Source organism: Nocardioides sp. Leaf285 (assembly GCF_001422955.1).
GTDB lineage: Bacteria > Actinomycetota > Actinomycetes > Propionibacteriales > Nocardioidaceae > Nocardioides > Nocardioides kribbensis.
In genome coordinates, this window is the sequence record NZ_LMNH01000003.1 from 954,249 (window position 1) to 977,145 (window position 22,897).

The following is a 22,897-nucleotide window of genomic DNA, read 5'->3' on the forward strand; positions in this document are numbered from 1 at the left end:
GCCCGCGGGGCCGACCGCGGCCGTCCGGGCCCGGGGGCGGCGCTCAGCGGGGGATCACCGAGAACAGCACCTGGCGCTTGACCATGGCCCAGATGGCCAGCACCACCACGGTGTGGATCAGGGTGCCCTGCCAGAAGCCCGTGCGGTCCAGGCCGGGCACGTTGGCCACGGCCAGGGCGAAGAAGACGTGGACGATGAAGACGTAGAGGCTGGCCTGCCCCATCGGGATCCACAGCCAGCCGATGGCCTTGTCGATGGGCTTCCAGCAGGTGGTGAGCACCGCGAAGGCCACGACCACCACGAGCACCAGGTCGATGAGCCGCCCGGGCTGGAGGAAGACGCGGATGTAGAAGTTCTCCAGCAGCCAGGCGTAGCTGTCGGCGGGCAGCGGGGCCGGGGCGAGGCCGCCGTGGGCGTTGCCCCACCAGACCCAGGCCAGCACGGCGGCGTAGCCCACCACGAAGGCCGCGGTCGCGAGCTTCCCGGGCCGGGTCGTGAGCACCCGGGTGATCTGGCGCCGGTAGTAGCCCACGACCAGGCCGTGGGTGAAGGCGACCTGCCAGATGAGCAGGGGGAAGACCGCCTCGAACTGCGAGGGCAGCCAGTGCGGGTCGTCGATGGTGGCGTAGACGTAGCCCGCCCACGACACCGCGAGGACCACCCACCACATCCGGCGCCGGATCAGCCACATCAGCGCCGGCAGCAGCAGGCTGAGCACGACGAAGAGGCCCATGATGTTGAAGACCCACGGCCCCATCTCGAGCAGCAGCAGCTGGCGGATCGCGTAGCCGGGTGGCGGGTAGTCGAAGAGCCGCGGGAAGTTCGCGTAGAGGTCGTAGACCTGCCCGGCGACGGCGCCGCCGTTCTCACCCGTGCCGCGGTCGGTGAAGGTGGTGATGTCGGAGGCGTCGACCAGGGGGAGGCGGCCGAGCAGGTAGACGAGGACGACGACCACCAGGGCCACGACGTACTGCTTGCGGGCGCGCTTGAGCATGACGACCGCCGTGGCGCGCTCGCCGAGCTTGCGCACGGTCGGCTCGTAGATCATGCCCAGCACGACCCCGGAGAGCAGCACGAACATCTCGGCGCCGGTGATCGCCCCGATGGCCTTGAGCGACACGAACGAGTACGGGCTGTTGAGCTCGATGTGGGTGACCACCACGGTGATGATGATCATGCCGCGCAGCAGGTCGAGCCGACGGTCGCGCGGGTCGTGCTCGTCGGGGTAGCGCCACGACGGGAGGAAGCGGCCGGCGAACCCGGCGAAGAGGAACAGCGCCGCCAGCAGCACGGCGCACAGCACGATCCAGTCCAGCTCGTTGCCCAGGTCGGTGCCGAGCACGCGACCCTGGGCGCTGGCGGTGTTGGCGGTCTCGAGGTCGAGCACGTTGGTGACCGGCCCCAGGTCGACGCCGGCGGCGCTCAGGTCCTCGCGCAGCGGGCGACCCAGGCCGTCGACGGTGGCGCGCCAGTCGACGGTGCGCCCGCCCGCCTCGTCCTCGGGGCGCTCGACCTCCAGCCAGGTGAGCGCCGCCACGAGGGGGCGCTCGGGCAGGGCGGCGAGCACCTGGCGCCACCAGTCCTGCTTGACCTCGCGGGACCCGGCGCCGCCGGCCTCGGGCACCCACAGCGCCGCGGTGTCGAGCAGCACGGGGGTGTCGCCGGGCGCGGCGAAGCGGTCGTAGAACGACTCGCGGGAGGTGTCGTCGGCGTAGCCCCACGTCTCGTCGAGACGGGCCTCGAAGGAGCCGGCGGCCGGCACCTCGTTGACCCCGTCGGGGCCGGCGGGCTCGGTCTCGGTGCCGCCGAAGGAGAACAGCGACAGCCCGACCCAGTCGACGGCGTCGTCGCCGGGGTAGTAGGGCGCGTAGGGGTCGTCGGCCTCGTCGAGGGTCCCGTCGCCGTCGGTGTCGAGCACGTCGACCTCGACCTGCCCCGAGGGGTCCACCGCGCGGGCCGACCCGCCGAAGGGGTAGCCCGCTCCGTAGGAGGGCGACCAGACCATCGCGGCGTGCTCGGTGGCCTCGTGCACGGCGTCGGCGACGGTGCGGAAGGCCTCGACGTACGCCGTCGGCTGCTGGCCCCAGGGGGTCCAGGTGCCGTTCATCTCCGGGGCGAAGCGCACGAGCACGTAGCTGTCGTAGGCGCGGTGGAGGTCGACCAGCGCGTCGGCCAGGTCGGCGGCGTCGGCGGTTCCGAGGTCGGCCAGGGCCTCGTCGGGCTCCAGGGTCAGCACCGCCACGGCGCCCTGCGTCGCCGCCTGCTCCCCGAACTGGCGCAGGTACGTCGTGTCCTCGGCCCCCAGCGGGTAGGACACCCGCTGGGAGTACAGCGACGGCGTCGCGCCGAGACGGCGGGAGTAGTCGGCCGGGAGGTCCTGGGCCCAGTCCAGCGTCGGGCCGAACCACGGTGCTCCCGCAGCCGGTGCGGGCACGGGGTCGTCGTCGCGTCCGGCCGACGTGCTGGCTCCGGCGGCCCGGGGCAGGAGCAGACCCGCCAGGAGGCCCGAGAGGAGGCAGACCGCCACGGCGGAGAGGACGGCGCGGAGCGCGGCGGCGGGCCGTCGCCCGCCCGGGGTGAGGGGGGTCATGGGGGGTCCGATCAGGTCAGCGCAACCAGGGCGGCCGCATCCGACGTCGGCGGATCGACAGGGCGACCATGGCCGCGGCGAGCAGGACGACGACGGCCGAGACCACCCCGAGGGCGAAGGGCGGGACGCCGCTGTCCTGGGGCCCGGCGGCCTCGTCGTCGGACTCCGACGTGGGGCTGGCCGCGGGCGAGCGGTCGTCCGCGTCGGAGTCGCCGGCGGTGCGGTCGGGGTCGGTGCCGCTGGTGGTGCCCGCGACGGGACCGAGGTCGTAGCCGCTGTCGAGGAGGTCGGTGCGGAAGGCCCGGGCGATGGCGGGGTTGGCGGTGAGGCCCCACTCGACCGCGTTGCCGATCTCGGGCTCGTCGCGCTCCTGCTCCAGCCAGAGCACCCCGCCGAGTCGCGGTCGCTCCTCGGTCGCGGCGAGCACCTGGCGCCACCACGGCCGCTGGATGGCCAAGGCGTCGGGGCCGTCGGCGCGGGGGTTCCACAGCGCCGACGTGGTCAGCAGGAAGGGCTGGTTGGGGGTGCCGGCGAAGCGGACGTAGAAGGTCTTGCGCCCCAGGTCGTCGCCGTAGCCGAAGCGCTCCTTGAAGCGCTCGTCGAGCTCGTCGGGCGCCGGCACCGTGTTGGCGCCGAACTGCTGGGTCACGCCGTAGCGCAGCATCGTCAGGCCCACCCAGTCCACGACGTCGTCGCCGGGGTAGTAGGGGCCGTAGGGGTCGTCGGCCTCGGTGACCCGCCCGTCGCCGTCGGTGTCGAGCACCCGACGCGCCGCGGGACTGATCGCCGGGGCGTCGGCCGAGGTCGTCGTGGAGTTGACCGCGCGGTCGAAGGGGTAGCCGGCGCCGTAGGCCGGCGCCCACACCATGGCGGCCTCGTCGGTGGCCGCGTGGACCCCGTCGGCCACGGTGGTGAAGGCGCGCACGTAGTCGCGCGGCTGCTGGCCCCACGCGGTCCAGGAGCCGTTCATCTCCGGCGCGAAGCGCACCAGGAACGTGCTGCCGTCGGCCTCGGCCAGGTCGGCGAGGAGCCGACCGAGGCGCTCGGCGTCCTGGGCGTCGGGCTCGGTGAGGGAGGTCGGCTGGAGCGTCACCACCGCGACGGCGCCCTCGTCGGCGGCCTGGTCGGACAGGTCGGAGACGGCCTCGTCGGTGCTGTCGTTGAGGGGGTAGACGAACGAGCGCCCGAAGAGCGACACGTCGGTGCCCAGTCTGTCGACGTAGGCCTCGGCGGTGTCGGTGCGCCAGTCGAGGTCGGGTCCGAACCAGGGCGCACGCGGCTCCGGCTCGGTGGCGGCGTGGGCGGGCACGACCGACGTCGCGAGCAGTCCGCCGGCCAGGACGGCCGCGGCGCCCGCTGCGAGACGTCCCGCGAGCGCGGTCACGACAGGTCGCATCGCATGCTCCAGTGGTTGCGCCCGTCGGCGCTGTGGAACGACAGGTCCGTCAGCGAGGCCAGCGCGAGCGCCAGCCCACGACCCGACTCGGCGTCCTCGTCGGGCATCGTGACGCGGCTGAGGTCGATCGCCGCGGGCTCGCCGTTGTCGGCGAGGTCGATGAGCACCTCGGCGTCGGTCACGCCCAGGGTGATCGTGAACCGCCGGCCGTCGCCGCGCTCGTCGGCGGCGGGGCGTCCCGAGTCGACCTCGAAGGCGTGCTCGATGACGTTGGCGAGGATCTCGATCACCGCCATCTCCACACGCATCCGCTCGGCGACCGGCACCTCCTCGTGCTGCTGCCACAGGTGCTCGAGCAGCACGTGCACGAGGTCGAGCATCTCCTCGCTCGCGGGGGCCGAGAGCTCCAGCCGGTCGGGGAGGGCCTGCAGCGTCGAGGACTCAGTCATCGAAGGCCCCGTCGACGGTGTCGCGCGGACGCAGGATCTTGGTCAGGTTGGTCAGGTCGAGCACCGTCAGGACGGCCTCGGTGGGGCGCGCGATGCGCAGGTCGCCACCCTGCTGGCGGGTCGACTTGACCCCGCCGATCAGCGCGCCGAGGCCGGAGGAGTCGATGAAGCTGGTGTCGGCGAGGTCGACCACGATGCGGTGCGTGCCGCCGGCGACCAGGTCGGCCAGCACGCTCTTGAGCTGACGGGCGGCCACCATGTTGAGGCGTCCCTCGGGGCGGACGACACCGATCCCGCTGGCGGTGGTGTCGACGTGGAACTCGGTCATGCTGCTCCCTCTGCGTGGCTCTGCCCGGAGGCCCGGTCAGGCGTGTGGCTGGTCGTGGGCGTGCTGCTGGTCGTGGGGTCGGTGCCGGCAGCGCCGGCAGCGTTGGCGGGGCCGGAGCTGCTGCCGGTGGTGCTGGCGGTGGTGCTGGGGCCGCCGGTCGGGCCGGCGGGCGTCGGCGGCGCGTCGACGGGCTCGAAGCCGCGGTAGCGCGCGGCCTTGATGATGACGGAGAAGATCGCGAGGTCGAAGGCGACCCACAGCAGGTTGAGCACCGTGCCGACACCGCCGGCCTGGCCCGCGGCGAGCCGCGCGACGCCGACGACGCTGGCCACGACGAGCGCGCCCATCGCGATCAGCTGCGGCCGCACCAGGTGCCAGGCGGGCCCGGTCGGGCTGCGCTTCTCCTTGGGGGTGACGGCGAAGTCGAGCGAGCGGCCCATCACGACGTTGCCGAAGGCGGAGGTGAAGGCGCGGATCCAGGTCGGGAAGAGGGCGAGCGAGTACTGCTGCCCGCGCCAGGTCTTGCGGCCGTTGGCGACGACGAGGAACAGCAGCTGGTTGACGACCAGGAACGGCACGAGGCGGATGAAGAAGTCCGAGCTCAGCGCCTGCACCGGCAGCACGCCGAAGACGAGGTAGATCACAGGGGCCGCCAGGTAGATGATCGCGGCGAAGCCCGACAGGTAGCTCCACATGGTGGAGAAGTACATGAGTCGCTGGCCCCACGTCAGGCGCCGCTGGCTGAGCGGGTTCTCCCGCATCATCACCTGCATGGTGCCCTGGGCCCAGCGCAGCCGCTGGGTCAGCATCGTCTCGAGGTCCTCCGGGGCGAGGCCGAAGGCGAGGTTCTCGTCGTGGTAGGCCGACTTCCAGCCAAGGCCGTGCATCCGCATGCAGGTGGCCATGTCCTCGGTGACCGAGATCGTCGCCATGGGCATCACCGCCTGCGCCTCGCCGTGACGGTCCACGTTGACGGAGTCGACGAGGGCCTGCACCGAGTCGATCGCGCCCAGCGGGGACCAGTCGCGGTGCGACATGCGCTCGAGCACGCTCTGCGGGTCGACGAGGCTGCCGTCGCCCTCGCCGGACTGCTCCTCCAGGGCGGCGATGGCCTCGAGGTCTGCGGCCATCACCTCGAGGTCGGAGGCCACGAGCCGACGGCGGACCTCCTCGACCGTGCGCTGGAAGTCGTAGGTGACGTCGAACATCGCCTCGCCGCGCCCCAGCCGCTCCCGGGCGTCCTTGACCGCCTGCTCGACCTCGCCGAGGGCGTCGCGCACGAGGGTCTCCTCGCGCGGGGTCTGGCGGCGTGCCTTCTTGATGACCGACTCGCCGTAGTACAGGTTGCGCCACACCTTGAGCGCCATCTCGTCGGCGTAGCGCACGACGCCGATCTGCATGAGCGCGTCGCGGCGCAGCACGGCGTTGGAGCCGCAGAAGAAGGCGGCGTTCCAGCCGTCCTTGCCGGCCTGGATCGGGCCGTAGAACAGCGGCGCCTGGCTGCCGAGCGGGTCGTCGTCGGGCACGTTGACGAAGAACTGGTTGGTCTGGACCAGCCCCATCTTCTCGTCGCGGAAGTAGCCCAGGGTGCGGTCGAGGATCTGCGGCTCCGGCACCTGGTCGGCGTCGAGGATGAGCAGGAACTCGCCCTCGGTCTGCTCGAGGGCGTTGTTGAGGTTGCCCGCCTTGGCGTGCCGGGGCATGTCGACCCAGTCCTGCGAGCGGGTGATCCAGCCGACCCCGGCGGCCTCGGCCGCCGCGCGCATCTCCGGGCGGTTGCCGTCGTCGAGGATCCAGGTCTCGTGGGGGTAGCGGATGTCCAGCGCGGCCCGGGCGGTGGCCATGACGAGGTCGATGGGCTCGTTGTAGGTCGTGATGAGGACGTCGACCGTCAGGCCCTCCTCGGGCAGCGGGGGCTCGCCGCGCTCCTTGAGCCGCCACATGCCGAGCCCGAACAGCAGCGAGTCGACCAGGCTGTAGGTCTCCGCGACGACGAGCGGCACGGCCAGCCACCAGGCGTCCCAGTTCACCGAGAACAGCCACCGCCACACGACGTAGTTCAGGCCGAGGATGGCCGTCACCAGGACGATGGACCGGATCAGCAGCAGCCGGCGGGTCATGGGCTGTCCTCCTGCGAGGGCGAGAGGGGGGCGGGGGAGGGGGCGTAGTAGACGGCGACCGCGGTCACGTCGTCGAGGGGGGTGCGCTCGCGCGCCAGCAGGGCGATCCCGGCGAGCAGCGAGTTGACGTCGTCGTGGGCGGCGACGAGGGCGCCGATCGGCTCCCACCAGCGCACCTGCTCGTCGACGAGGTCGAGCAGGCCGTCGCTGAACATCAGCACGCGGTCGCCGGGCTCGAGCTGCACGTCGAGCTCGCCCCAGTGGTCGTCGGGCAGGACGCCGATCGGCGCGTCGGAGCCGCCGAGGCGCACGACCTCGCCGTCGGGCCGCACCACCAGGCACAGCCCGCTGCCGGCGTCGACGTAGCGCAGGTAGCCGTCGTCGAGGTCGATGGCGGCCTCGAAGAGCGTCACGAAGGACTCCGTGCGCTCGAGGTCGGCCATCAGGCTGCGCGCGACCTGGGTGACGGTGACGCCGAGGTCGACGCCCGCGACGACGGCGGAGTGGGTGCCGCGCAGGGCGGAGCGGACCCCGGCCCCCACCAGCGCGGCTCCCGTGCCCTTGCCCATGACGTCGCCCAGACCGAGGTGGGCCACGCCCTGGGCGATGCCGTAGTCGTAGAAGTCGCCGCCGACGGCCAGGGAGGGCAGGCACATCCCGTTGATGGTCCAGGAGTCGGAGCTGAGGGCGCGCGCGGGCAGCATCGAGGACTGCACCCAGGTCGCCTGGGTCATCTCGGTGGAGGCCACGAGCTCCTGCTGGGCCCAGGCGGCCATGTCGTCGAAGGCGGTCAGCCGCTCCGCGTCGAGGCGGCGCGGGCGGGTGTCGTAGATGGCGAACGTGCCCACGACGTTGCCGGCCGGGTCGAGGATCGGCTGGGCGGCGTAGAACCGGATCCCGAGGTCGGTGACCGCCGGGAGGTGGGCGAAGCGCTCGTCGAGGGAGGCGTCCTCGACGATCAGCAGCGCGCCGCCGGCGTGGGTCTCGTCGCACAGGCAGTCGACGCGGGGCAGCTCGCGGCCGGGCAGGCCGTACATGCCGGGGAAGAGGGCACGGTCGCCGTCGAGCACGGTGACGCTGGACATCGGCACGTCGAAGACCAGGTGGGCCAGTCGGGCGATGCGGTCGAAGCGCTCCTCGGGGCGGTCGAGCTGGAGCCCGAGCGACTCCACGGCCCGCTGCCGACGGCCCTCCTGGGCCGCGTCGAGCGCGTGCGGCATCGCGGTGGTGCTCCCCATGTGTGTCGAACCCTTTCAGGGCTGTGTCCCGAATGCGCCAACTCTGTCACGTCACAGGCGCCTCGCGTGTCACAACCTAGGAAGTCGTCGGCCGCTCCCGCATCCCCCGTTCGGCCACCGGGCCGCCCCTCGCGCCGCGGGCGCCGACCCGGTGCACGGGTGCGGCGACGCGGCTCCGGGCGACGCGATAGCGTGGCACCGACGTCGAGTCGAGGGGGTCGAGCGTGTCGAAGGGTCAGCGCGTCGTGGTCGTCGAGGACGACCCCGACATCAGCGCCACGCTGGTGATGGTGCTCGAGCGCACCGGGCTCGAGGTCCACGCCACCGACCGCGGCGAGCGGGCCGTGGAGCTGGTGCGCGAGCTGTCGCCCGACCTGGTGACCCTCGACCTCACCCTGCCTGACATGGACGGCACCGAGGTGTGTCGCCGGCTGCGGGAGTTCAGCGACGCCTTCATCATGATGATCACCGGTCGCAGCGACGAGATCGACCGGCTCATCGGGCTCGAGGTCGGCGCCGACGACTACATGGCCAAGCCCTTCTCGGCCCAGGAGGTCCGGGCCCGGGTGGCGGCGCTCCTGCGTCGGGCGCGCTCGGCGGTCGAGGCGCCCCCGCTCACCATGGACGCCGGCGGTGGGCTGACCCTGCTGCCCAGCGCCCACACCGCCACCCTCGACGGGACTCCGCTGCCCTTCACCCCGGCGGAGGTCGACCTGATGGCGGCCTTCGCGAGCCGGCCGGGGGAGACCTGGACGCGTGGCGAGCTCGTGCGCACGGTGTGGCAGGGCGAGTTCATCGAGTCCGACTTCCTCGTCGACGTCCACGTCGGCAACCTGCGCCGCAAGCTGCGCCGCGCCGGCAGCAAGCGCAGCTGGATCCGCACCGTCGACGGCTCGGGCTACGTCTACGACCCGTCCTGACGGGCGCCGCGGTTGACGGTGAGCCCCACCAGCCGGGCCACCACCAGCGCGACGTAGAGCACCCCGGCCAGCATCTCGATCATCACGAACGAGCGTGCGTGGGGCAGCACGGGCACGACGTCGGACAGCCCGACGCTGGTGAGGGTCGAGAACGACAGGTAGAGCAGCTCGAACCATGCGCGGTCCTGCGCCGGGCCCGTGCCGACGAACGATCCCGGCCACACGACCTGGAGGGCCGCGTAGACGTAGGCGAAGCCCCAGGCCACGACCGTGAAGGCCGCGCCGGTGGCGAAGAGCTCGTCGCGCGTGACCCGGTCGTCGTGGAACAGGTAGCGGATCATGCTGTAGGAGACGTAGAAGTAGAACGGCGCGTGCAGCAGCGCCGAGACCAGCACGACCCAGGCGGTGTCGGGAGTGGCGGCCTCGAGCACCGTGAACACCATCGCCGGGGCACCCACCACCAGGGCGATCCAGTTCAGCGCCGGGGTGCGACGCACGGCCCACAGCGCCAGGCCGACCACGGCGATCTGCACCACGCCGATGAGCGCGCGCCCCACGACGCTGCCGTCGAGGAAGGGGTAGGCCAGGATCGCCAGCAGCTGGGCGCCGAGGAGCACCCCCGACGGCTGGTCGCCGAGCACGGGCCGGAGCCGGTGACGGTCGTCGCGGTCGACGCCGCTGCCCGGGGTCGGCCGCGTGGTGCGCTCGCGGGTCACGGGAGGTGGGCCTGCTTCCGCTCGAGCTTGCGGGTCACCGAGGCGATCGTCTCTTCACGGGTCAGCAGCACCCGCGCGTAGTTGACGAAGGTCGCCGCCATGACGATGGCCGGCCACGGGAAGGCGGGGTCGAAGCCCGGGCCGCCGAGGCCGATCGAGGCCCACACGACCCAGCAGACCAGGGTCGGGCCGAGGAAGCCGAGCAGCGCCTGGCGGCGCTCCGCGTCGTGGGCCGCGACGGCACGCGCGTGGATCTGGTCCGGGGTGAGCGCCCCGGGGCGTCCGGCGGGGACGCGCGGGCCCGCGACCTCGGGGACGGGCCGCTGCGGCAGGAGGTCGGCGAGGAGCGGGGGCACCTCCCCGAGCGTGCGGAGCCCGGAGGCCCTCGCGGAGCGCTCCTCGAGGTCGGCCGGGTCGAGACGCCCGTCGGCGTAGGCCTCCGCGAGCACGTCCTGCACGACCGAGCGGTCGCGGTCGGAGGCGCGCAGGGCCGCGTGCTCGGGCAGGCGCGGGTCGTGGGCGAACGACGACCAGACCCCGGGGACATCCACGCGCGTCATCCTAGGCCCGCCCGACCGGGGAGCCGGCCGATCCGTGCGGCCCGGCGCGAGGTCGCTGGCGCGGCACGACGAACGGGAGGACCATCGGACGGTGACCTCGACCGACGGGACCGCTGCGACCCCAGGGGCCGTCGTGACCTGCGACCTGGTCGTCGTCGGGGCCGGCCCGACGGGCCTCTTCGCGACCTACTACGCAGGCTTCCGCGGGCTCCGGGTGGCTCTCGTCGACTCCCTGCCCGAGCTCGGCGGCCAGGTCACCGCGATGTACCCCGAGAAGCTCATCCTCGACGTCGCGGGCTTCCCCGCCGTGCGCGGACGCGACCTGGTGAGCGCCCTCGTCGAGCAGGCGGCCGGCGCCGACGCCGTGCACCTGCTCGGGCGCACGGCCTCGACCCTGGTGCACGGCGAGGACGAGGTGGTGGTCGGGCTCGACGACGGCACGCAGGTGCACGCCGGCGCCGTGCTGGTGACGGCGGGGATCGGGCGCTTCGCCCCGCGCCCCCTCGCGGCGGGTGAGGGCTGGCTGGGGCGCGGGCTGGAGTTCTTCGTGCCGACCAGCGAGCCCTACGCCGGGCGCGACGTGGTGGTCGTCGGCGGCGGTGACAGCGCGCTCGACTGGGTGCTGCACCTGGAGCCCGTGGCCCGGTCGGTCACCCTCGTGCACCGGCGTACGGCGTTCCGCGCCCACGAGCGCACCGTGGCGCAGGTGCGGGCCTCCTCGGCGCGCGTGCTGACCGACGCCGAGGTCGTCGCGCTGCGACCGGTGGCGGGGGAGGCCGGCCGGCCGCTGGCCGAGGTCGACGTCGCGCGGGGCGAGGCCCGGGCCGGGACGCGCGAGGTGCTGACGCTGCCGTGCCAGGCGGTGGTGGCGGCGCTCGGCTTCGTCGCCGACCTCGGTCCGCTCCAGGGCTGGGGACTGGACGTCGAGCGGCGCCACGTCGTGGTCGACGCGGCCATGCGCACGTCGCTGCCGCGTGTCTTCGCCGCCGGCGACGTGGCCGAGCACCCCGGCAAGGTCCGGCTGATCGCCACCGGCTTCGGGGAGGCGGCGACCGCGGTCAACAACGCGGCGGTGGTGATCGACCCGGCCGCCTCGACCTTCCCCGGCCACTCCAGCGCCCTCGGCTGAGGGGCGGCCGCGGGTCCGTCTAGGCTACCGGTGCGTAGCCCGCCGGGCCGCGCGTCGTCGTCGAGAAGGGTCGGGACACGAATGCGGGTGGCCTTGCTGTCCTACCGCTCCAAGCCGCACTGCGGGGGCCAGGGCATCTACGTCCGTCACCTCTCGCGCGAGCTGGTGGCCTTGGGGCACACCGTCGAGGTCTTCTCGGGCCAGCCCTACCCCGAGCTCGACCCGGGCGTGGCGCTGACGAAGGTGCCGAGCCTCGACCTCTACCGCGAGCCCGACCCCTTCCGCGTGCCCCACCTGCGCGAGTTCCGCGACCGTGTCGACGTGGAGGAGTTCGCCACGATGTGCGCCGCGGGCTTCCCCGAGCCCAAGACCTTCAGCACGCGGGTGGCGCGGCTGCTGCGCGAGCGAGCCGACGAGTTCGACATCGCCCACGACAACCAGGTGCTGGGCTACGGCATGCTCGACGTGGAGCAGGTCATGCCGCTCATCACCACGCTGCACCACCCGATCACCTTCGACCGCCGCATCGACCTCGAGGGCGCCACGCACCCGTGGCGCAAGGTGACGCTGCGCCGCTGGTACGGCTTCCTGCGGATGCAGGGTCGTGTGGCCCGCAGCGCCCGCCGCATCCTCACGCCCTCGGAGACCTCGCGGCGCGACATCGCCACCGACTTCGGCGTCGACCCCGCCCGCATGCAGACCATCCTGCTCGGCGTCGACGACGTCTTCGTGCCGCCGACCGAGCCGCGCGTGCCGGGCCGCATCCTGGCCATGGCCAGCGCCGACGCCCCGATGAAGGGCATCGCCACGCTGCTGGAGGCCTTCGCCAAGCTCCGCACCGAGCGCGACCTCGAGCTGGTGCTCGTGACGCGTCCTCAGCCGGGGGGTCGCACCGAGCAGCTCATCGACCGGCTCGCGATCGGTGACGCGGTCTCCTTCGTCCACGGCGTCTCCGACGAGGAGCTGGTGCGGCTCATGGGCTCCGCCGAGCTCGCGTGCGTGCCCTCGCTCTACGAGGGCTTCTCGCTGCCGACCGCCGAGCTCATGGCGTGCGCGACGCCCCTGGTCGTCTCGCGGGCCGGCGCCATCCCCGAGGTCGTGGGACCCGACGGCGAGTGCGCCGACCTGGTGGCCCCCGGCGACGTCGGGGAGCTCGAGGCCGCCCTGGCCGCGCTGCTCGACGACCCCGAGCGCCGCGCGAGGATGGGCGCCGCCGGGCGCCGACGGGTCGAGGAGATGTTCAGCTGGCGGGCGGTCGCGGCCACGGTGGCCGAGGCCTACGACGAGGTCGTCGCCGCCTGGAGGGCCGAGGGGCCCATGCCGTCCACCGGCCGCAAGGGCCGCCGCAGCAGGAGGAACGCACGTGCTGACCGTTGACTTCGACCGCCTGGGCCTGCGCCCCGGCGACCGCGTGCTCGACATGGGCTGCGGCGCCGGGCGCCACGCCTTCGAGATGTACCGCCGCGGCGGCGACGTGGTCGCCTTCGACCAGGACGCCGACGAGCTGGCCGGGGTGCGCGAGCTCTTCGTGGCCATGCGCGAGGCCGGTGAGGTGCCCGAGGGCGCCGAGGCCGACGTCAAGGAGGGCGACGCCCTGCAGCTGCCCTTCGCCGACGGGGAGTTCGACCGCGTCGTCGCGGCCGAGGTGCTCGAGCACATCCCGGCCGACATCCAGGCCATCGAGGAGCTCGTGCGCGTGCTGCGGCCCGGCGGCACCCTGGCGGTCTCGGTGCCGCGGTGGTTCCCCGAGATCGTCAACTGGAAGCTCTCCGACGACTACCACAACGTCCCGGGCGGCCACATCCGCATCTACTCCGACAAGGAGCTGATCGGCAAGCTCGCCAACGCCGGGCTGGCCTTCGAGGGCAAGGACTACGCCCACGGCCTGCACTCGCCCTACTGGTGGATCAAGTGCGCCGTGGGCGTGCGCAACGACGACCACCCCCTCGCCAGGGCCTACCACCGGCTGCTGGTGTGGGAGATCATGAAGCAGCCGCGCGCGCTGCGCGTGGCCGGCCGGGTGCTCGACCCGCTCATCGGCAAGAGCATGGTGCTCTACTTCCGCAAGCCGTCGGCGGCGCATGTCTGAGCGGCTGCCGCACGTCGAGGGCGTGCTCAGCCCGGGCCAGGTGGCGCAGACCGCGGCCAGCATCGCGCGGATGCAGGAGCCCGACGGGGCGATCCCGTGGACGACCGGCGAGCACGTCGACGTGTGGAACCACGTGGAGGCCGCGATGGCGCTGCTCGTCGGCGGCGAGGTCGAGGCCGCCGAGGCGGCGTACGACTGGGTGCCGCGCTGGCAGCGCGCCGACGGGTCCTGGCCGATGAAGATCGTCGCCGGGCAGGTCGAGGACGACCGCGGCGAGGTCAACATGAGCGCCTACCTCGCGGTGGGCCTGTGGCACCACTGGCTCGTGCGGCACGACGCGGCGTACGTCGCGACGCTGTGGCCGGCCGTGCGCGCGGGGCTCGACTGGGTGGTGGCCCAGCAGCTGCCCTTCGGCGGGCTCAACTGGACCCCCGACGACCAGGGGGCGCTGCTGGCCGGGTCGTCGAGCGTCTACCAGTCGCTGCGGGCCGGCGTCGCGCTCGCCGAGCTGCTCGACGACCCGCAGCCGGAGTGGGAGCTGGCCGGCGGCCGGCTCGGTCACGCCGTGCGCCACCACCGCGACCTGTTCCTGGACAAGTCCACCTTCTCCATGGACTGGTACTACCCCGTCCTCGGCGGTGCCGTGCGCGGGCCGGCCGCCTCGGCGCTGCTCGCCTCGCGCTGGGACGACTTCGTCGTGCCCGGGCTGGGCATCCGCTGCGTCGACACCAACCCGTGGGTCACGGGTGCCGAGACGTGCGAGCTCGTGCTCGCCCTCGACGCGGTCGGCGACCACCGGGGCGCGCTGCGGCTGCTGGGCGACGTGCAGCACCTGCGTCACGAGGACGGCAGCTACTGGACCGGCTGGGTGTTCGGCGACGACGTCCACTGGCCCGGTGAGCAGACCACCTACACCGCGGCCGCCGTGCTGCTCGCCGTCGACGCGCTGGGGGAGACCTACGGTCACGCCACCCCGGGCTCGGGGATCATGCGCGGCACGTCGCTGGCCCCGCACTTCGCCGAGATCGCGCTGGAGTGCGGGTGCCCGTCGCCCGACTCAGCCGACCGGCTCTCCCGCCCGTCCTGAGTCGCGCCGCAGCACCCGCATCGAGCCGACGGTCTCCACCTCGCTGAAGGCACCGCCCGCCAGCGCCCGCTGCACGACGTGCCAGGGCGCCTGGCCGCCGTCGGCGGGGTCGGGGAAGACGTCGTGCACCACCAGGAGCCCGCCGGCCTCGACCCACGGCGCCCAGCCGCTGTAGTCGTTCTGGGCGTGCTCCTCGGCGTGCCCGCCGTCGATGAAGACCAGCGACAGCGGGGTGCGCCAGTGGCGCGCGACCGTGGTGCTGGCCCCGACCACCGCGACGACGAGGTCCTCGAGCCCGGAGCGCTCCAGGGTGCGCCGGAAGACCGGCAGCGTGTCCATGCGACCGGTCTCGGCGTCGACCAGGCTCGCGTCGTGGTGCTCCCAGCCGGCCTGGTTCTCCTCCGAGCCGCGGTGGTGGTCCACCGTGAAGACCACCGCCTGCGGCCCACCGACCTCCCGGGCCGCGGCGGCGAGGTGGATCGCCGACTTGCCGCAGTAGGTGCCGACCTCGAGCACCGGCCCGTGGGGCAGGCGCTCGAGGGCGCAGCGGTGGAGCAGCAGCCCCTCGTCGAGGGGCATGAAGCCCTTCGCCGCCCCGGCGTGGTGCTGCCAGTCGGCTCCGGTCGGGTCCTGCGCGGTCGTGGGCACCGTTGGAGGCTAGCGCCGCGCCGGTGGGGCCGCGGAGCCGGTGGGCTCACACCGCGGCGAGCATGTCCTCGACGCGGCGGCTGAGGTCGCCGATGCTGAAGGGCTTGGTGACGTAGGCGTCCGCGCCGGCGGCGAGGCCGGCGGCGATGTCGTCGCGCGAGGAGCGGGCCGAGACCATGAGGATCTGCGGCGAGCCCGCCGAGGGCTGCGCCTTGAGCAGCCGGGCCAGCTCCAGGCCGTTCATGCCGGGCATGCTGACGTCCATCACGACCAGGTCGAAGGAGCCGGCGCTGACCTCGACCATGGCGTTCCACGACTCCGGCACGCTCTCGACCTCGTGGCCGTTCATCTCGAGCACCGTCGACAGCAGCTCGCGCACGTCGCTCTCGTCCTCGACCACCAACACCTTGGCCATGCCGGCCCTCCCTCGTCCAGACGTTTCACGGCGGAAGACCGCCCCCCTGCCACGAGCATGACACCGGTCGCCTGACGCGTCACGTCGAAGTGTCGAGACACCCGTGAAGAGGTCGTGAAGACGCCTGGTCAGACGGGTGCCCGTCGATCGGTGACGTGTCACGGGTCACGCGGGTCGGGAGCCCTCCTCGCCGGCCGCCACGGCCGGTGCCAGCGCCCTGCGGTGGCGGGCCCAGTGCCAGTGCAGGAAGCGGTCCACCGCGCGCACGACGGCCACCGAGCGCACCGAGGGCAGGACGTCGAAGGCGTGCTGGGCCCCCGGCAGCTCGGCGTAGACGACCGAGCGGCGCGAGGTCCGGCGCAGCGCCTCGACGAAGAGCCGGGCCTGGTCGACCTGCACCAGGCTGTCGAGGCGTCCGTGCACGACGAAGAAGTCGGGGGCCTCGGGCCCCACCCGCAGCAGCGGGGACCCGGCCTCGAAGGGCTCGGGGTCCTCGCGCCAGCGCCGGCGCAGGATCCGGGGCCCGAGGAAGCGGTCGCGCATCTGCACGGCGCTGCGCAGGCCGGTGGCCCCGGCCAGGTCGTAGACGCCGTAGTGCGGCACCGCGACCTGCACGGAGGTGTCGGCGTCCTCGAAGCCGGGCTGCCAGGCGGGGTCGCCGGGCGTCAGGGCCGCGAGCGCGGCGAGGTGGCCGCCGGCCGAGCCCCCCGTGATCGCGACGTACGACGGGTCGCCGCCGTAGGCCGCGACGTGCTCGTGGACCCACGCCAGCACCTTCTTCACGTCGACGATCTGCGCCGGGAACGGGTGCTGCGGGGCCAGCCGGTAGTTGGGGGCGACGCAGACCCAGCCGCGGGCGGCGAGGTGCTGCATCAGCGGGATGCCCTGGGTGTCCTTGGCGCCCAGCGTCCAGCCGCCGCCGTGGACCTGCACCAGCACGGGTGCGCCGCCCTCGGGCAGGCCGGCGGGGCGCTCGACGGCGGTGTAGACGTCGAGCAGGCCGCGCCGGCCCAGGGTGTCGTCGTAGGCGATGTCGCGCTCCACGTGCACCCCGGGCTCGCGCATGCGGAAGGGGTTGAGCAGCCGCCGCCACGGCACGCGCACGTCGCGGGGCACCTCGGTGTCGATCTCGTCGAGGTAGTCGACGCCGAGGGCGTCGACCAGGGCGCGGTCGGCCACCCCACGCGCCTGGGCGCTCGTGCGCAGCATCCAGGCCAGGCCGGCGGCGTTGGCGAGGGCCAGCAGCGCGCCGGTGCGGCTCAGCCCGCGCCGACGGGCGTGACGGGCGGTGTCGGCGGCCGTGGCCGCGAGCAGGTGCGGGGCGAGCTCGCTGGTGCCCCAGCCGGCCAGGAAGACCGGCACGGCTGTCCTGAAGCCCGGCACCGGGCGCAGCGCGTTGGCGACGAGCGCCGCGGTCAGGAGCTGGCGGAGCCGGAAGAGCATGACCCCGATGTTAACGATCGGTAACCGCAGGCGGGGCGGGTCTCGTCAGGGGGCCGGCCGCAGCTTGTCCTCGAAGAAGCCCAGCACGCGGTCGACCGCGCCCTGGTCGCGGTGCAGCGTCAGGGTCGCGTGCTTGCGTCCGGGCAGGTCGACGCGCACGAAGCCCTCGCCCAGCTCGCGGGTGAGGGTCTCGAAGCGGGTGCCGGTGGCGACGTCACCGTCGTACTGCACGCCGAGCACCTGGCACCCGCCCGCGACGCGCTCGCGCACCACCGCGAGGTCGGCGGGGGAGAGGTTGACGTCGCCCGCGCGGCGGCGGCCGACGGGGAAGGGCGCGGAGGGCTGGCAGACCACGGGCGCAGCGACGGAGGTGTCGACCATCATGGCCAGGGCGAAGCCCCCGGTGAAGCACATGCCCAGCGCGCCGACGCCCGGCCCGCCCAGCTCCGCGTGCAGGTCGCGGGCCAGGCTGCGCAGCCACCCGGCGACCGGGGTCGTCTCCCCGGTGGCGAGCTTCGTGAACTCCCGGCTCACGCACACCTGGCGGAAGGCCCCGGCGACCGAGCGGGCTCCGACCGGGGCCTCGGGGGTGCCGAAGAGGTGGGGCATGACGACGGTGAAGCCGGCGGCCACCACCTCCTCGCCGAAGGCGATGACCTGCGGGGTGAGCCCGGGGATCTCGTGGATCACCACGACCCCGGGGCCGCTGCCCTTGCGGTAGGTCGGGTGGGTCGTGCCGTCGGCGGTGTGCTCGCCGAGGGTCCAGGAGTCGAGGAGGGTCATGGCCGGCAGTATGGCCCTCGCCGGTCCGGGCGGCACGGGCACGCGGCGCCGCAGGGTCCGGCCCGAGGGGGGAGCCCGGGCAGCGCGATGCTGCCTAGGGTCGGCCCATGCCGGACTCCGACCCGTCGCGCCACGTGCGCCTCGTGCTGCCCCACCAGCTGTTCACCGAGCACCTCGACGCTCCGGCCGGCACGGTCTTCGTGCTCCTCGAGCACGACCTGCTCTTCCGCCAGTACCGCTTCCACGCCCAGAAGCTCGTGCTCCACCGCGCCTCGATGGTCCGCTTCGCCGAGCGGCTGCGCGAGGCCGGCTTCGAGGTCGAGCACGTCGAGACCTCCGCCTCCGCCACGAGCCACGACCGGCTGGTCGGCTGCCTCGACCGGCTGCGCCCCGACCGGGTGAGCGTCTACGACGTGGTCGACGACTGGCTCTCGCGCGACCTCACCGCCGCCCTGGCCGACCACGGCTACGAGCTGCGCTCCGAGGACGTCCTGGAGACGCCGTGCTTCCTCACCTCCCGCGCCGACGTCGCCGAGCAGGTCGGCAGCGGCGGTCGGACGGCGCGCATGCAGCACTTCTACGCCTGGCAGCGTCGGCGTCTCGACGTGCTGGTCGAGGGCGACCAGCCCGTCGGGGGCCAGTGGTCCTTCGACGCCGACAACCGCAAGAAGCTGCCCAAGCAGCACCCCGTGCCCGCGGTCGCCCGGCCCGGCGCCGACGGCGGGCCCGAGCGGCACCCGGCCGTGGCCGACGCCATCGCCTGGGTCGGCGAGGAGTTCCCCGACGCCCCCGGCGACGCGGAGGCCTTCGCCTGGCCGACCTCGCACGACGAGGCGGAGGCGATGCTGGAGGAGTTCCTCGCCGAGCGCTTCACCGAGTTCGGGCCCTTCGAGGACGCGATCTCCCGCGAGCACCCGTGGGTGTTCCACGCCCTGCTGACCCCGGGCCTGAACATCGGGCTGGTCACCCCGGCCCACGTGCTGGAGCGGGCGCTCGACGTGGGGTCCTCCGAGGAGGTGCCGCTGGCCTCCCTCGAGGGCTTCGTGCGCCAGCTCATCGGCTGGCGCGAGTACATGCGCGCCACCTACGTCGTCCACGGGCGCCGCATGCGCAGCGGCAACCGGCTGGCCCACACCCGGCCGCTGGCCGAGGGCTGGTGGACCGCGCGCACGGGGCTGGCTCCGGTCGACCTGGTGCTGGAGCGGGTGCTGGCCCACGGCTACGCCCACCACATCGAGCGCCTGATGGTGCTCGGCAACGCGATGTGCCTGCTGCGCGCCGAGCCCGACGCCGCCTACGAGTGGTTCATGGAGATGTTCGTCGACGCCTACGACTGGGTGATGGTGCCCAACGTCTACGCCATGAGCCAGTTCGCCGCGGGCGAGGCGATCACCACCAAGCCCTACGTGTCGGGGTCGAACTACCTGCGCAAGATGTCGGACCTGCCGGCGGGGGAGTGGCGCGAGGACTGGGACGCGCTCTACTGGACCTTCGTGCGCGACCACCACGACGTCTTCGCCGGCAATCCCCGCTCGCGCATGATCGCCAACCTCTACGACGGCCTGGACCCGTCGACCAAGGCCGCCCACACCCGGCGCGCCCACAGGTGGCTGTCCTGATGGCGCGGCTGCACTCCCTCGAGCTGCTGCCCGACGAGGCGGGCCAGGTCGCCGTACGCCGGCAGTGGCAGGCCCTGCGCGACGCCGGCCTGCCCTCCCAGCTCGACCACCGCGGCAGCTCCAACGCCGCCCACGTCAGCGTGGTGGAGGCCCCCGCGCTGTCGAGCGACGCCCTCGACGTGGCGACGGCGCGCCTGGGCTCGCTGCTGCCGGTGACCGCCGTGGTCGGCGGCGTCCTGCTCCTCGGCGGCGGTGGCGGCCGCGTGGCCCTGGCCCGCCCGGTGCAGCTGAGCGACGACATGGTGCGCCGGGTGCTGGCGGTGCGGGTGCACGTGCCCGAGCGCCGCCACCACGGCTGGGTGCCCCACCTGACCCTCGCCCGGGGCCTCGACCGGTCCGACGTGCCCCGGGCCCTGGAGGCCCTGGGCGACCACGACGCGGCCCTCGAGCTGCGGCTGGCGTCGCTGCGCCACTGGGACCCCGACGCGGGCGAGGTCACCGACCTCGCCCGCTGAGGACCCGCCGTCCGGGGGTGCTGGTCAGACCCCGGCCGGCTCCGGCTCGCGGACCGGCTCGGGGGTGTCGCCGACGGGGGCTCCGCGACGCGGCGCGTGGTAGGCGTCGACGTCGAGGATGCCCTCGCGGCGGGCCACGATGGTCGGCACGAGCGCCTGGCCGGCCACGTTGGTGGCGGTGCGCATCATGTCGAGGATCGGGTCGATGGCCAGCAGCAGCGCCACGCCCTCGAGCGGCAGACCCAGGGTGGTGAGGGTCAGCGTCAGCATCACGACAGCGCCGGTGAGACCCGCGGTGGCGGCGGAGCCGACCACCGACACGAAGGCGATGAGCAGGTAGTCCTGCACGCCCAGGGTGATGCCGAAGATCTGCGCCACCGTGATCGCGGCCAGCGCGGGGTAGATGGCCGCGCAGCCGTCCATCTTGGTGGTCGCGCCGAGCGGCACCGCGAAGGAGGAGTACTCCTGCGGCACGCCGAGGTTGCGCGTCGTCACCTGCTGGGTCAGCGGCATGGTGCCCACCGAGGAGCGCGAGACGAAGGCGAGCTGGATCGCGGGCCAGGCGCCGGAGAAGAACTTCACCGGCGACAGGCCGTGCAGGCGCAGGATGACGGGGTAGACCACGAACATCACCAGCAGGCAGCCGACGTAGACGTCGACGGTGAAGACCGCCAGCGGCGCCACCAGGTCCCACCCGTAGGTGGCGACCGCGCGGCCGAGCAGGCCGAGGGTGCCGAGCGGGGCCAGCTTGATGATCCACCACAGGACCTGCTGCACGACGGCCAGCGCCGAGCGCATGAAGCCCAGGAACGGCTCGGCCTTCTCGCCGGCCTTCAGCGAGGCGGCGCCCACGACCAGGGCCACCACCACGATCTGCAGCACGTTGAAGGACGCGGCGCCCTCCTCGATCTCCAGGCCGAGCACGTTGGCCGGCACCAGGCCGGTGAGGAAGTCCAGCCACGAGCCGCTGGTGCCCTCGTACGTCGCGCCCGCGGCCGAGACGTCGGCGCTGCTGCCGGGGTTGGTGAGCAGGCCCAGCGTGATGCCGATCGTGACGGCCACCAGCGACGTGATCGCGAACCACACCAGCGTCTGCGTGGCCAGCCGCGCGGCGTTGGAGACCTCGCGCAGGTTGGTCACGCTGACCACGATGGCGGCGAAGACCAGCGGCGGCACGGCCGCGGTGAGCAGGCCGACGAAGGTGCTGCCGATGGTGTCGAGGGTCGTGGCCAGCCAGGCCACGTCCCAGGTGCGGGCCACCAGGCCCAGGACGACGCCGAGCACCAGGCCGAGGACGATCTGGGCCCAGAACGGGGTCCTGCGGACCGCCGAGAGTGCGTGCTTCACGGGACTGCCTTTCCGGAGGGGACTCCTGCCCAACCGGTCGGCGGCGCGCACGATTCCTGCGGCCCGGGTGGTGCGCCGCACAGTCGGCCCCGGGGCAGGCGGCCCGGGGCCCGGGGCGGCTAGAGCACGGCGTGGGGGCTGAGCACGCCCGCGGGGTCGAAGGCGCGCCGCAGGGCCCGCTGCACGTCGAGGGCGACGGGGTCGAGCTCGCGGGTCAGCCAGTGCTTCTTCAGGGTGCCCACGCCGTGCTCGCCGGTGATGGTGCCCCCCAGCGCGAGCGCGGCCTCGGTGATCCGGTCGAAGGCGCGCATGGCGGTCGCGCGTCCGTCGGGGTCGGTGTGGTCGTAGACGATCGTGGGGTGCAGGTTGCCGTCGCCGGCGTGCCCGAAGACGCCGATGGTCAGGCCGAGGTCGTGGGCGACGGCCTCGACCGCGCCGATCAGGTCGACCACCCGGGCCCGGGGCACGCAGACGTCGTCGAGCAGCCAGTCGCCGCCGCGGTCGGCGGCCAGGCGCTCGAGCGCGGGCAGGGCGAGGCGTCGCGCCTCGAGCAGCATCTCCGCCTCCTCGGCGTCGTCGCTGCGCGCCACGTCGACGGCTCCCGCGCCGGTGCAGTGCGCCTCCACCTGCTCCAGCAGCGTCGCCGCCCCGGGCCCGGCGTCGTCGGACTGCACCAGCAGCAGGGCGGCGACGTCGCCGAGGCCCATGCCGGCGTGGGCGTCGACGGCCCGCACGGTGGTGCGGTCGAGCACCTCCAGCAGCGAGGGGGTCAGCCCGGCGGCCGCGATCCGGGCCACCGCGTCGCCGGCCGAGGCGAGGCGGTCGAAGGAGGCCACGAGGGTCTGCGGTGCGGCGGGCGCCGGCAGCAGGCGCACGGTGACCTCCGTGACCACGCCCAGGGTGCCCTCGGAGCCGACGAAGAGGCTGGTGAGGTCGTAGCCGGCCACGCCCTTGACCGTGCGGGTGCCGGTGCGCAGGACCCGGCCGTCGGCGAGCACGACCTCCAGGGCCTCGACGAAGTCGCCGGTGACGCCGTACTTGACGCAGCACATGCCGCCGGCGTCGGTGGCGACGTTGCCGCCGACCGTGCAGAAGGCGACCGACCCCGGGTCGGGCGGGTAGAAGAGGCCGGCCCCGGCCGCGGCGGAGCGCAGGTCCCCGGTGACGACCCCCGGCTGCACGACCGCGAGCCGCTCGACGGGGTCGACCTCCAGCACGCGGTCCATCCGGTGCAGCGACAGCACGGCGCTCCCGGCCGGCGCGTTGGCGCCGCCCACCAGGCCGCTGCCGGCGCCCCGGGGCACGACGGCCACGCCGGCCGCCGAGGCGGCGCGCAGGCAGGCCTGCACCTCGGCGGTGCTGCGCGGGGCGAGCACCACCGACGGCGTGGCGCGCTCGGTGAGCCGCGACTGGTCGTGGGCGTAGCCCGCGACGACGTCGGGGTCGTCGATGAGCACTCCGGCAGGCAGGGCGTCCCAGGTCATGTGCCGACCGTACCCACCGCG

At 73.7% G+C, this 22,897-nt stretch carries 21 protein-coding genes; 7 read left to right on the forward strand and 14 right to left on the reverse strand.

Annotation, left to right across the window (positions count from 1 at the left end):
- Window positions 1–43: 43 nt before the first annotated feature.
- The 6 genes from opgC to ASF47_RS12815 are packed head-to-tail and all read right to left on the reverse strand — an operon-like array spanning window position 44 to window position 8,121.
- Entirely contained in the window at window positions 44–2,590 is a 2,547-nt protein-coding gene (gene opgC / locus ASF47_RS12790) for an OpgC domain-containing protein (protein WP_056864311.1), read from the reverse strand.
- Window positions 2,591–2,606: 16 nt separating this feature from the next.
- Window positions 2,607–3,986, reverse strand: coding sequence for a hypothetical protein (locus ASF47_RS12795; protein WP_156697881.1), 1,380 nt, complete (start codon window positions 3,984–3,986; stop codon window positions 2,607–2,609).
- Entirely contained in the window at window positions 3,971–4,435 is a 465-nt protein-coding gene (locus ASF47_RS12800; protein ID WP_056864313.1) for an ATP-binding protein, read from the reverse strand. Before ASF47_RS12800 ends, ASF47_RS12795 begins: the two co-directional genes overlap by 16 nt.
- Window positions 4,428–4,763 (reverse strand): STAS domain-containing protein, encoded by a 336-nt coding sequence (locus ASF47_RS12805; protein ID WP_056864314.1) that lies wholly within the window; start codon window positions 4,761–4,763, stop codon window positions 4,428–4,430. The genes ASF47_RS12800 and ASF47_RS12805 overlap by 8 nt, the downstream gene beginning before the upstream one ends.
- The gene (locus ASF47_RS12810) at window positions 4,760–6,883 is read right to left on the reverse strand and encodes a glycosyltransferase (RefSeq protein WP_082500259.1); all 2,124 of its coding nucleotides are present in this window, start codon (window positions 6,881–6,883) and stop codon (window positions 4,760–4,762) included. The genes ASF47_RS12805 and ASF47_RS12810 overlap by 4 nt, the downstream gene beginning before the upstream one ends.
- Entirely contained in the window at window positions 6,880–8,121 is a 1,242-nt protein-coding gene (locus tag ASF47_RS12815; protein ID WP_056864315.1) for a PP2C family protein-serine/threonine phosphatase, read from the reverse strand. The genes ASF47_RS12810 and ASF47_RS12815 overlap by 4 nt, the downstream gene beginning before the upstream one ends.
- A gap of 224 nt (window positions 8,122–8,345) precedes the next feature.
- On the opposite strand from ASF47_RS12815, the gene ASF47_RS12820 reads away from it, so the two are divergent.
- The gene (locus tag ASF47_RS12820) at window positions 8,346–9,041 is read left to right on the forward strand and encodes a response regulator transcription factor (RefSeq protein ID WP_056864316.1); all 696 of its coding nucleotides are present in this window, start codon (window positions 8,346–8,348) and stop codon (window positions 9,039–9,041) included.
- On the opposite strand, the gene ASF47_RS12825 is transcribed toward ASF47_RS12820, so the two are convergent.
- The gene (locus ASF47_RS12825) at window positions 9,026–9,757 is read right to left on the reverse strand and encodes a potassium channel family protein (RefSeq protein WP_235558738.1); all 732 of its coding nucleotides are present in this window, start codon (window positions 9,755–9,757) and stop codon (window positions 9,026–9,028) included. The genes ASF47_RS12820 and ASF47_RS12825 overlap by 16 nt on opposite strands.
- Window positions 9,754–10,308 (reverse strand): DUF1707 SHOCT-like domain-containing protein, encoded by a 555-nt coding sequence (locus ASF47_RS12830; RefSeq protein ID WP_056864317.1) that lies wholly within the window; start codon window positions 10,306–10,308, stop codon window positions 9,754–9,756. The genes ASF47_RS12825 and ASF47_RS12830 overlap by 4 nt, the downstream gene beginning before the upstream one ends.
- Before the next feature lie 100 nt (window positions 10,309–10,408).
- Between ASF47_RS12830 and ASF47_RS12835 the strand changes: the two genes are divergently transcribed.
- The 4 genes from ASF47_RS12835 to ASF47_RS12850 all read left to right on the forward strand — a co-directional run bounded on the left by ASF47_RS12835 (window position 10,409) and on the right by ASF47_RS12850 (window position 14,622).
- Window positions 10,409–11,446, forward strand: coding sequence for an NAD(P)/FAD-dependent oxidoreductase (locus tag ASF47_RS12835; protein WP_082500261.1), 1,038 nt, complete (start codon window positions 10,409–10,411; stop codon window positions 11,444–11,446).
- An 81-nt stretch (window positions 11,447–11,527) separates the two neighbouring features.
- Complete coding sequence (locus ASF47_RS12840) at window positions 11,528–12,823, forward strand: glycosyltransferase family 4 protein (protein WP_082500262.1); 1,296 nt, start codon at window positions 11,528–11,530, stop codon at window positions 12,821–12,823.
- Window positions 12,810–13,535 (forward strand): class I SAM-dependent methyltransferase, encoded by a 726-nt coding sequence (locus ASF47_RS12845; RefSeq protein WP_082500352.1) that lies wholly within the window; start codon window positions 12,810–12,812, stop codon window positions 13,533–13,535. Before ASF47_RS12840 ends, ASF47_RS12845 begins: the two co-directional genes overlap by 14 nt.
- Complete coding sequence (locus ASF47_RS12850) at window positions 13,528–14,622, forward strand: prenyltransferase (protein ID WP_056864318.1); 1,095 nt, start codon at window positions 13,528–13,530, stop codon at window positions 14,620–14,622. Before ASF47_RS12845 ends, ASF47_RS12850 begins: the two co-directional genes overlap by 8 nt.
- Here ASF47_RS12850 and ASF47_RS12855 read toward each other — a convergent pair.
- The 4 genes from ASF47_RS12855 to ASF47_RS12870 all read right to left on the reverse strand — a co-directional run bounded on the left by ASF47_RS12855 (window position 14,593) and on the right by ASF47_RS12870 (window position 17,911).
- Window positions 14,593–15,270 carry a class I SAM-dependent methyltransferase gene (locus ASF47_RS12855; protein ID WP_056864319.1) on the reverse strand — a complete coding sequence of 226 codons (678 nt, stop codon included), beginning with the start codon at window positions 15,268–15,270 and terminating at the stop codon, window positions 14,593–14,595. The two genes, ASF47_RS12850 and ASF47_RS12855, sit on opposite strands and share 30 nt — an antisense overlap.
- A 46-nt stretch (window positions 15,271–15,316) precedes the next feature.
- Complete coding sequence (locus tag ASF47_RS12860; protein ID WP_056864320.1) at window positions 15,317–15,685, reverse strand: response regulator; 369 nt, start codon at window positions 15,683–15,685, stop codon at window positions 15,317–15,319.
- 165 nt (window positions 15,686–15,850) lie between these two features.
- Window positions 15,851–17,128 carry an alpha/beta hydrolase gene (locus ASF47_RS12865; RefSeq protein WP_056864321.1) on the reverse strand — a complete coding sequence of 426 codons (1,278 nt, stop codon included), beginning with the start codon at window positions 17,126–17,128 and terminating at the stop codon, window positions 15,851–15,853.
- A 45-nt stretch (window positions 17,129–17,173) separates the two neighbouring features.
- The gene (locus ASF47_RS12870) at window positions 17,174–17,911 is read right to left on the reverse strand and encodes a dienelactone hydrolase family protein (RefSeq protein WP_056864322.1); all 738 of its coding nucleotides are present in this window, start codon (window positions 17,909–17,911) and stop codon (window positions 17,174–17,176) included.
- Between the two features lie 107 nt (window positions 17,912–18,018).
- Here ASF47_RS12870 and ASF47_RS12875 point away from each other — a divergent pair, with 107 nt between their 5' ends.
- Both ASF47_RS12875 and ASF47_RS12880 read left to right on the forward strand, forming a co-directional pair.
- Window positions 18,019–19,530 (forward strand): cryptochrome/photolyase family protein, encoded by a 1,512-nt coding sequence (locus ASF47_RS12875; protein WP_056864323.1) that lies wholly within the window; start codon window positions 18,019–18,021, stop codon window positions 19,528–19,530.
- Window positions 19,530–20,045 (forward strand): 2'-5' RNA ligase family protein, encoded by a 516-nt coding sequence (locus ASF47_RS12880; RefSeq protein ID WP_056864324.1) that lies wholly within the window; start codon window positions 19,530–19,532, stop codon window positions 20,043–20,045. Before ASF47_RS12875 ends, ASF47_RS12880 begins: the two co-directional genes overlap by 1 nt.
- 24 nt (window positions 20,046–20,069) lie before the next feature.
- Here the strand turns inward: ASF47_RS12880 and ASF47_RS12885 are convergent, their stop codons facing one another.
- Window positions 20,070–21,392 carry a dicarboxylate/amino acid:cation symporter gene (locus tag ASF47_RS12885; RefSeq protein ID WP_056864325.1) on the reverse strand — a complete coding sequence of 441 codons (1,323 nt, stop codon included), beginning with the start codon at window positions 21,390–21,392 and terminating at the stop codon, window positions 20,070–20,072.
- 119 nt (window positions 21,393–21,511) lie between these two features.
- The gene (locus tag ASF47_RS12890; protein ID WP_056864326.1) at window positions 21,512–22,876 is read right to left on the reverse strand and encodes an FAD-binding oxidoreductase; all 1,365 of its coding nucleotides are present in this window, start codon (window positions 22,874–22,876) and stop codon (window positions 21,512–21,514) included.
- Window positions 22,877–22,897 lie beyond the last annotated feature (21 nt).

What these genes read in the sequence shown, in the direction of transcription:
- ASF47_RS12800 (WP_056864313.1), bottom strand. Translation starts at nt 4,435, where the DNA reads ATGACTGAGTCCTCGACGCTGCAGGCCCTCCCCGACCGGCTGGAGCTC.
- ASF47_RS12890 (WP_056864326.1), bottom strand. Translation starts at nt 22,876, where the DNA reads ATGACCTGGGACGCCCTGCCTGCCGGAGTGCTCATCGACGACCCCGAC.
- opgC (WP_056864311.1), bottom strand. Translation starts at nt 2,590, where the DNA reads ATGACCCCCCTCACCCCGGGCGGGCGACGGCCCGCCGCCGCGCTCCGC.
- ASF47_RS12865 (WP_056864321.1), bottom strand. Translation starts at nt 17,128, where the DNA reads ATGCTCTTCCGGCTCCGCCAGCTCCTGACCGCGGCGCTCGTCGCCAAC.
- ASF47_RS12810 (WP_082500259.1), bottom strand. Translation starts at nt 6,883, where the DNA reads ATGACCCGCCGGCTGCTGCTGATCCGGTCCATCGTCCTGGTGACGGCC.
- ASF47_RS12805 (WP_056864314.1), bottom strand. Translation starts at nt 4,763, where the DNA reads ATGACCGAGTTCCACGTCGACACCACCGCCAGCGGGATCGGTGTCGTC.
- ASF47_RS12850 (WP_056864318.1), top strand. Translation starts at nt 13,528, where the DNA reads ATGTCTGAGCGGCTGCCGCACGTCGAGGGCGTGCTCAGCCCGGGCCAG.
- ASF47_RS12815 (WP_056864315.1), bottom strand. Translation starts at nt 8,121, where the DNA reads ATGGGGAGCACCACCGCGATGCCGCACGCGCTCGACGCGGCCCAGGAG.
- ASF47_RS12880 (WP_056864324.1), top strand. Translation starts at nt 19,530, where the DNA reads ATGGCGCGGCTGCACTCCCTCGAGCTGCTGCCCGACGAGGCGGGCCAG.
- ASF47_RS12795 (WP_156697881.1), bottom strand. Translation starts at nt 3,986, where the DNA reads ATGCGACCTGTCGTGACCGCGCTCGCGGGACGTCTCGCAGCGGGCGCC.
- ASF47_RS12840 (WP_082500262.1), top strand. Translation starts at nt 11,528, where the DNA reads ATGCGGGTGGCCTTGCTGTCCTACCGCTCCAAGCCGCACTGCGGGGGC.
- ASF47_RS12860 (WP_056864320.1), bottom strand. Translation starts at nt 15,685, where the DNA reads ATGGCCAAGGTGTTGGTGGTCGAGGACGAGAGCGACGTGCGCGAGCTG.
- ASF47_RS12875 (WP_056864323.1), top strand. Translation starts at nt 18,019, where the DNA reads ATGCCGGACTCCGACCCGTCGCGCCACGTGCGCCTCGTGCTGCCCCAC.
- ASF47_RS12870 (WP_056864322.1), bottom strand. Translation starts at nt 17,911, where the DNA reads ATGACCCTCCTCGACTCCTGGACCCTCGGCGAGCACACCGCCGACGGC.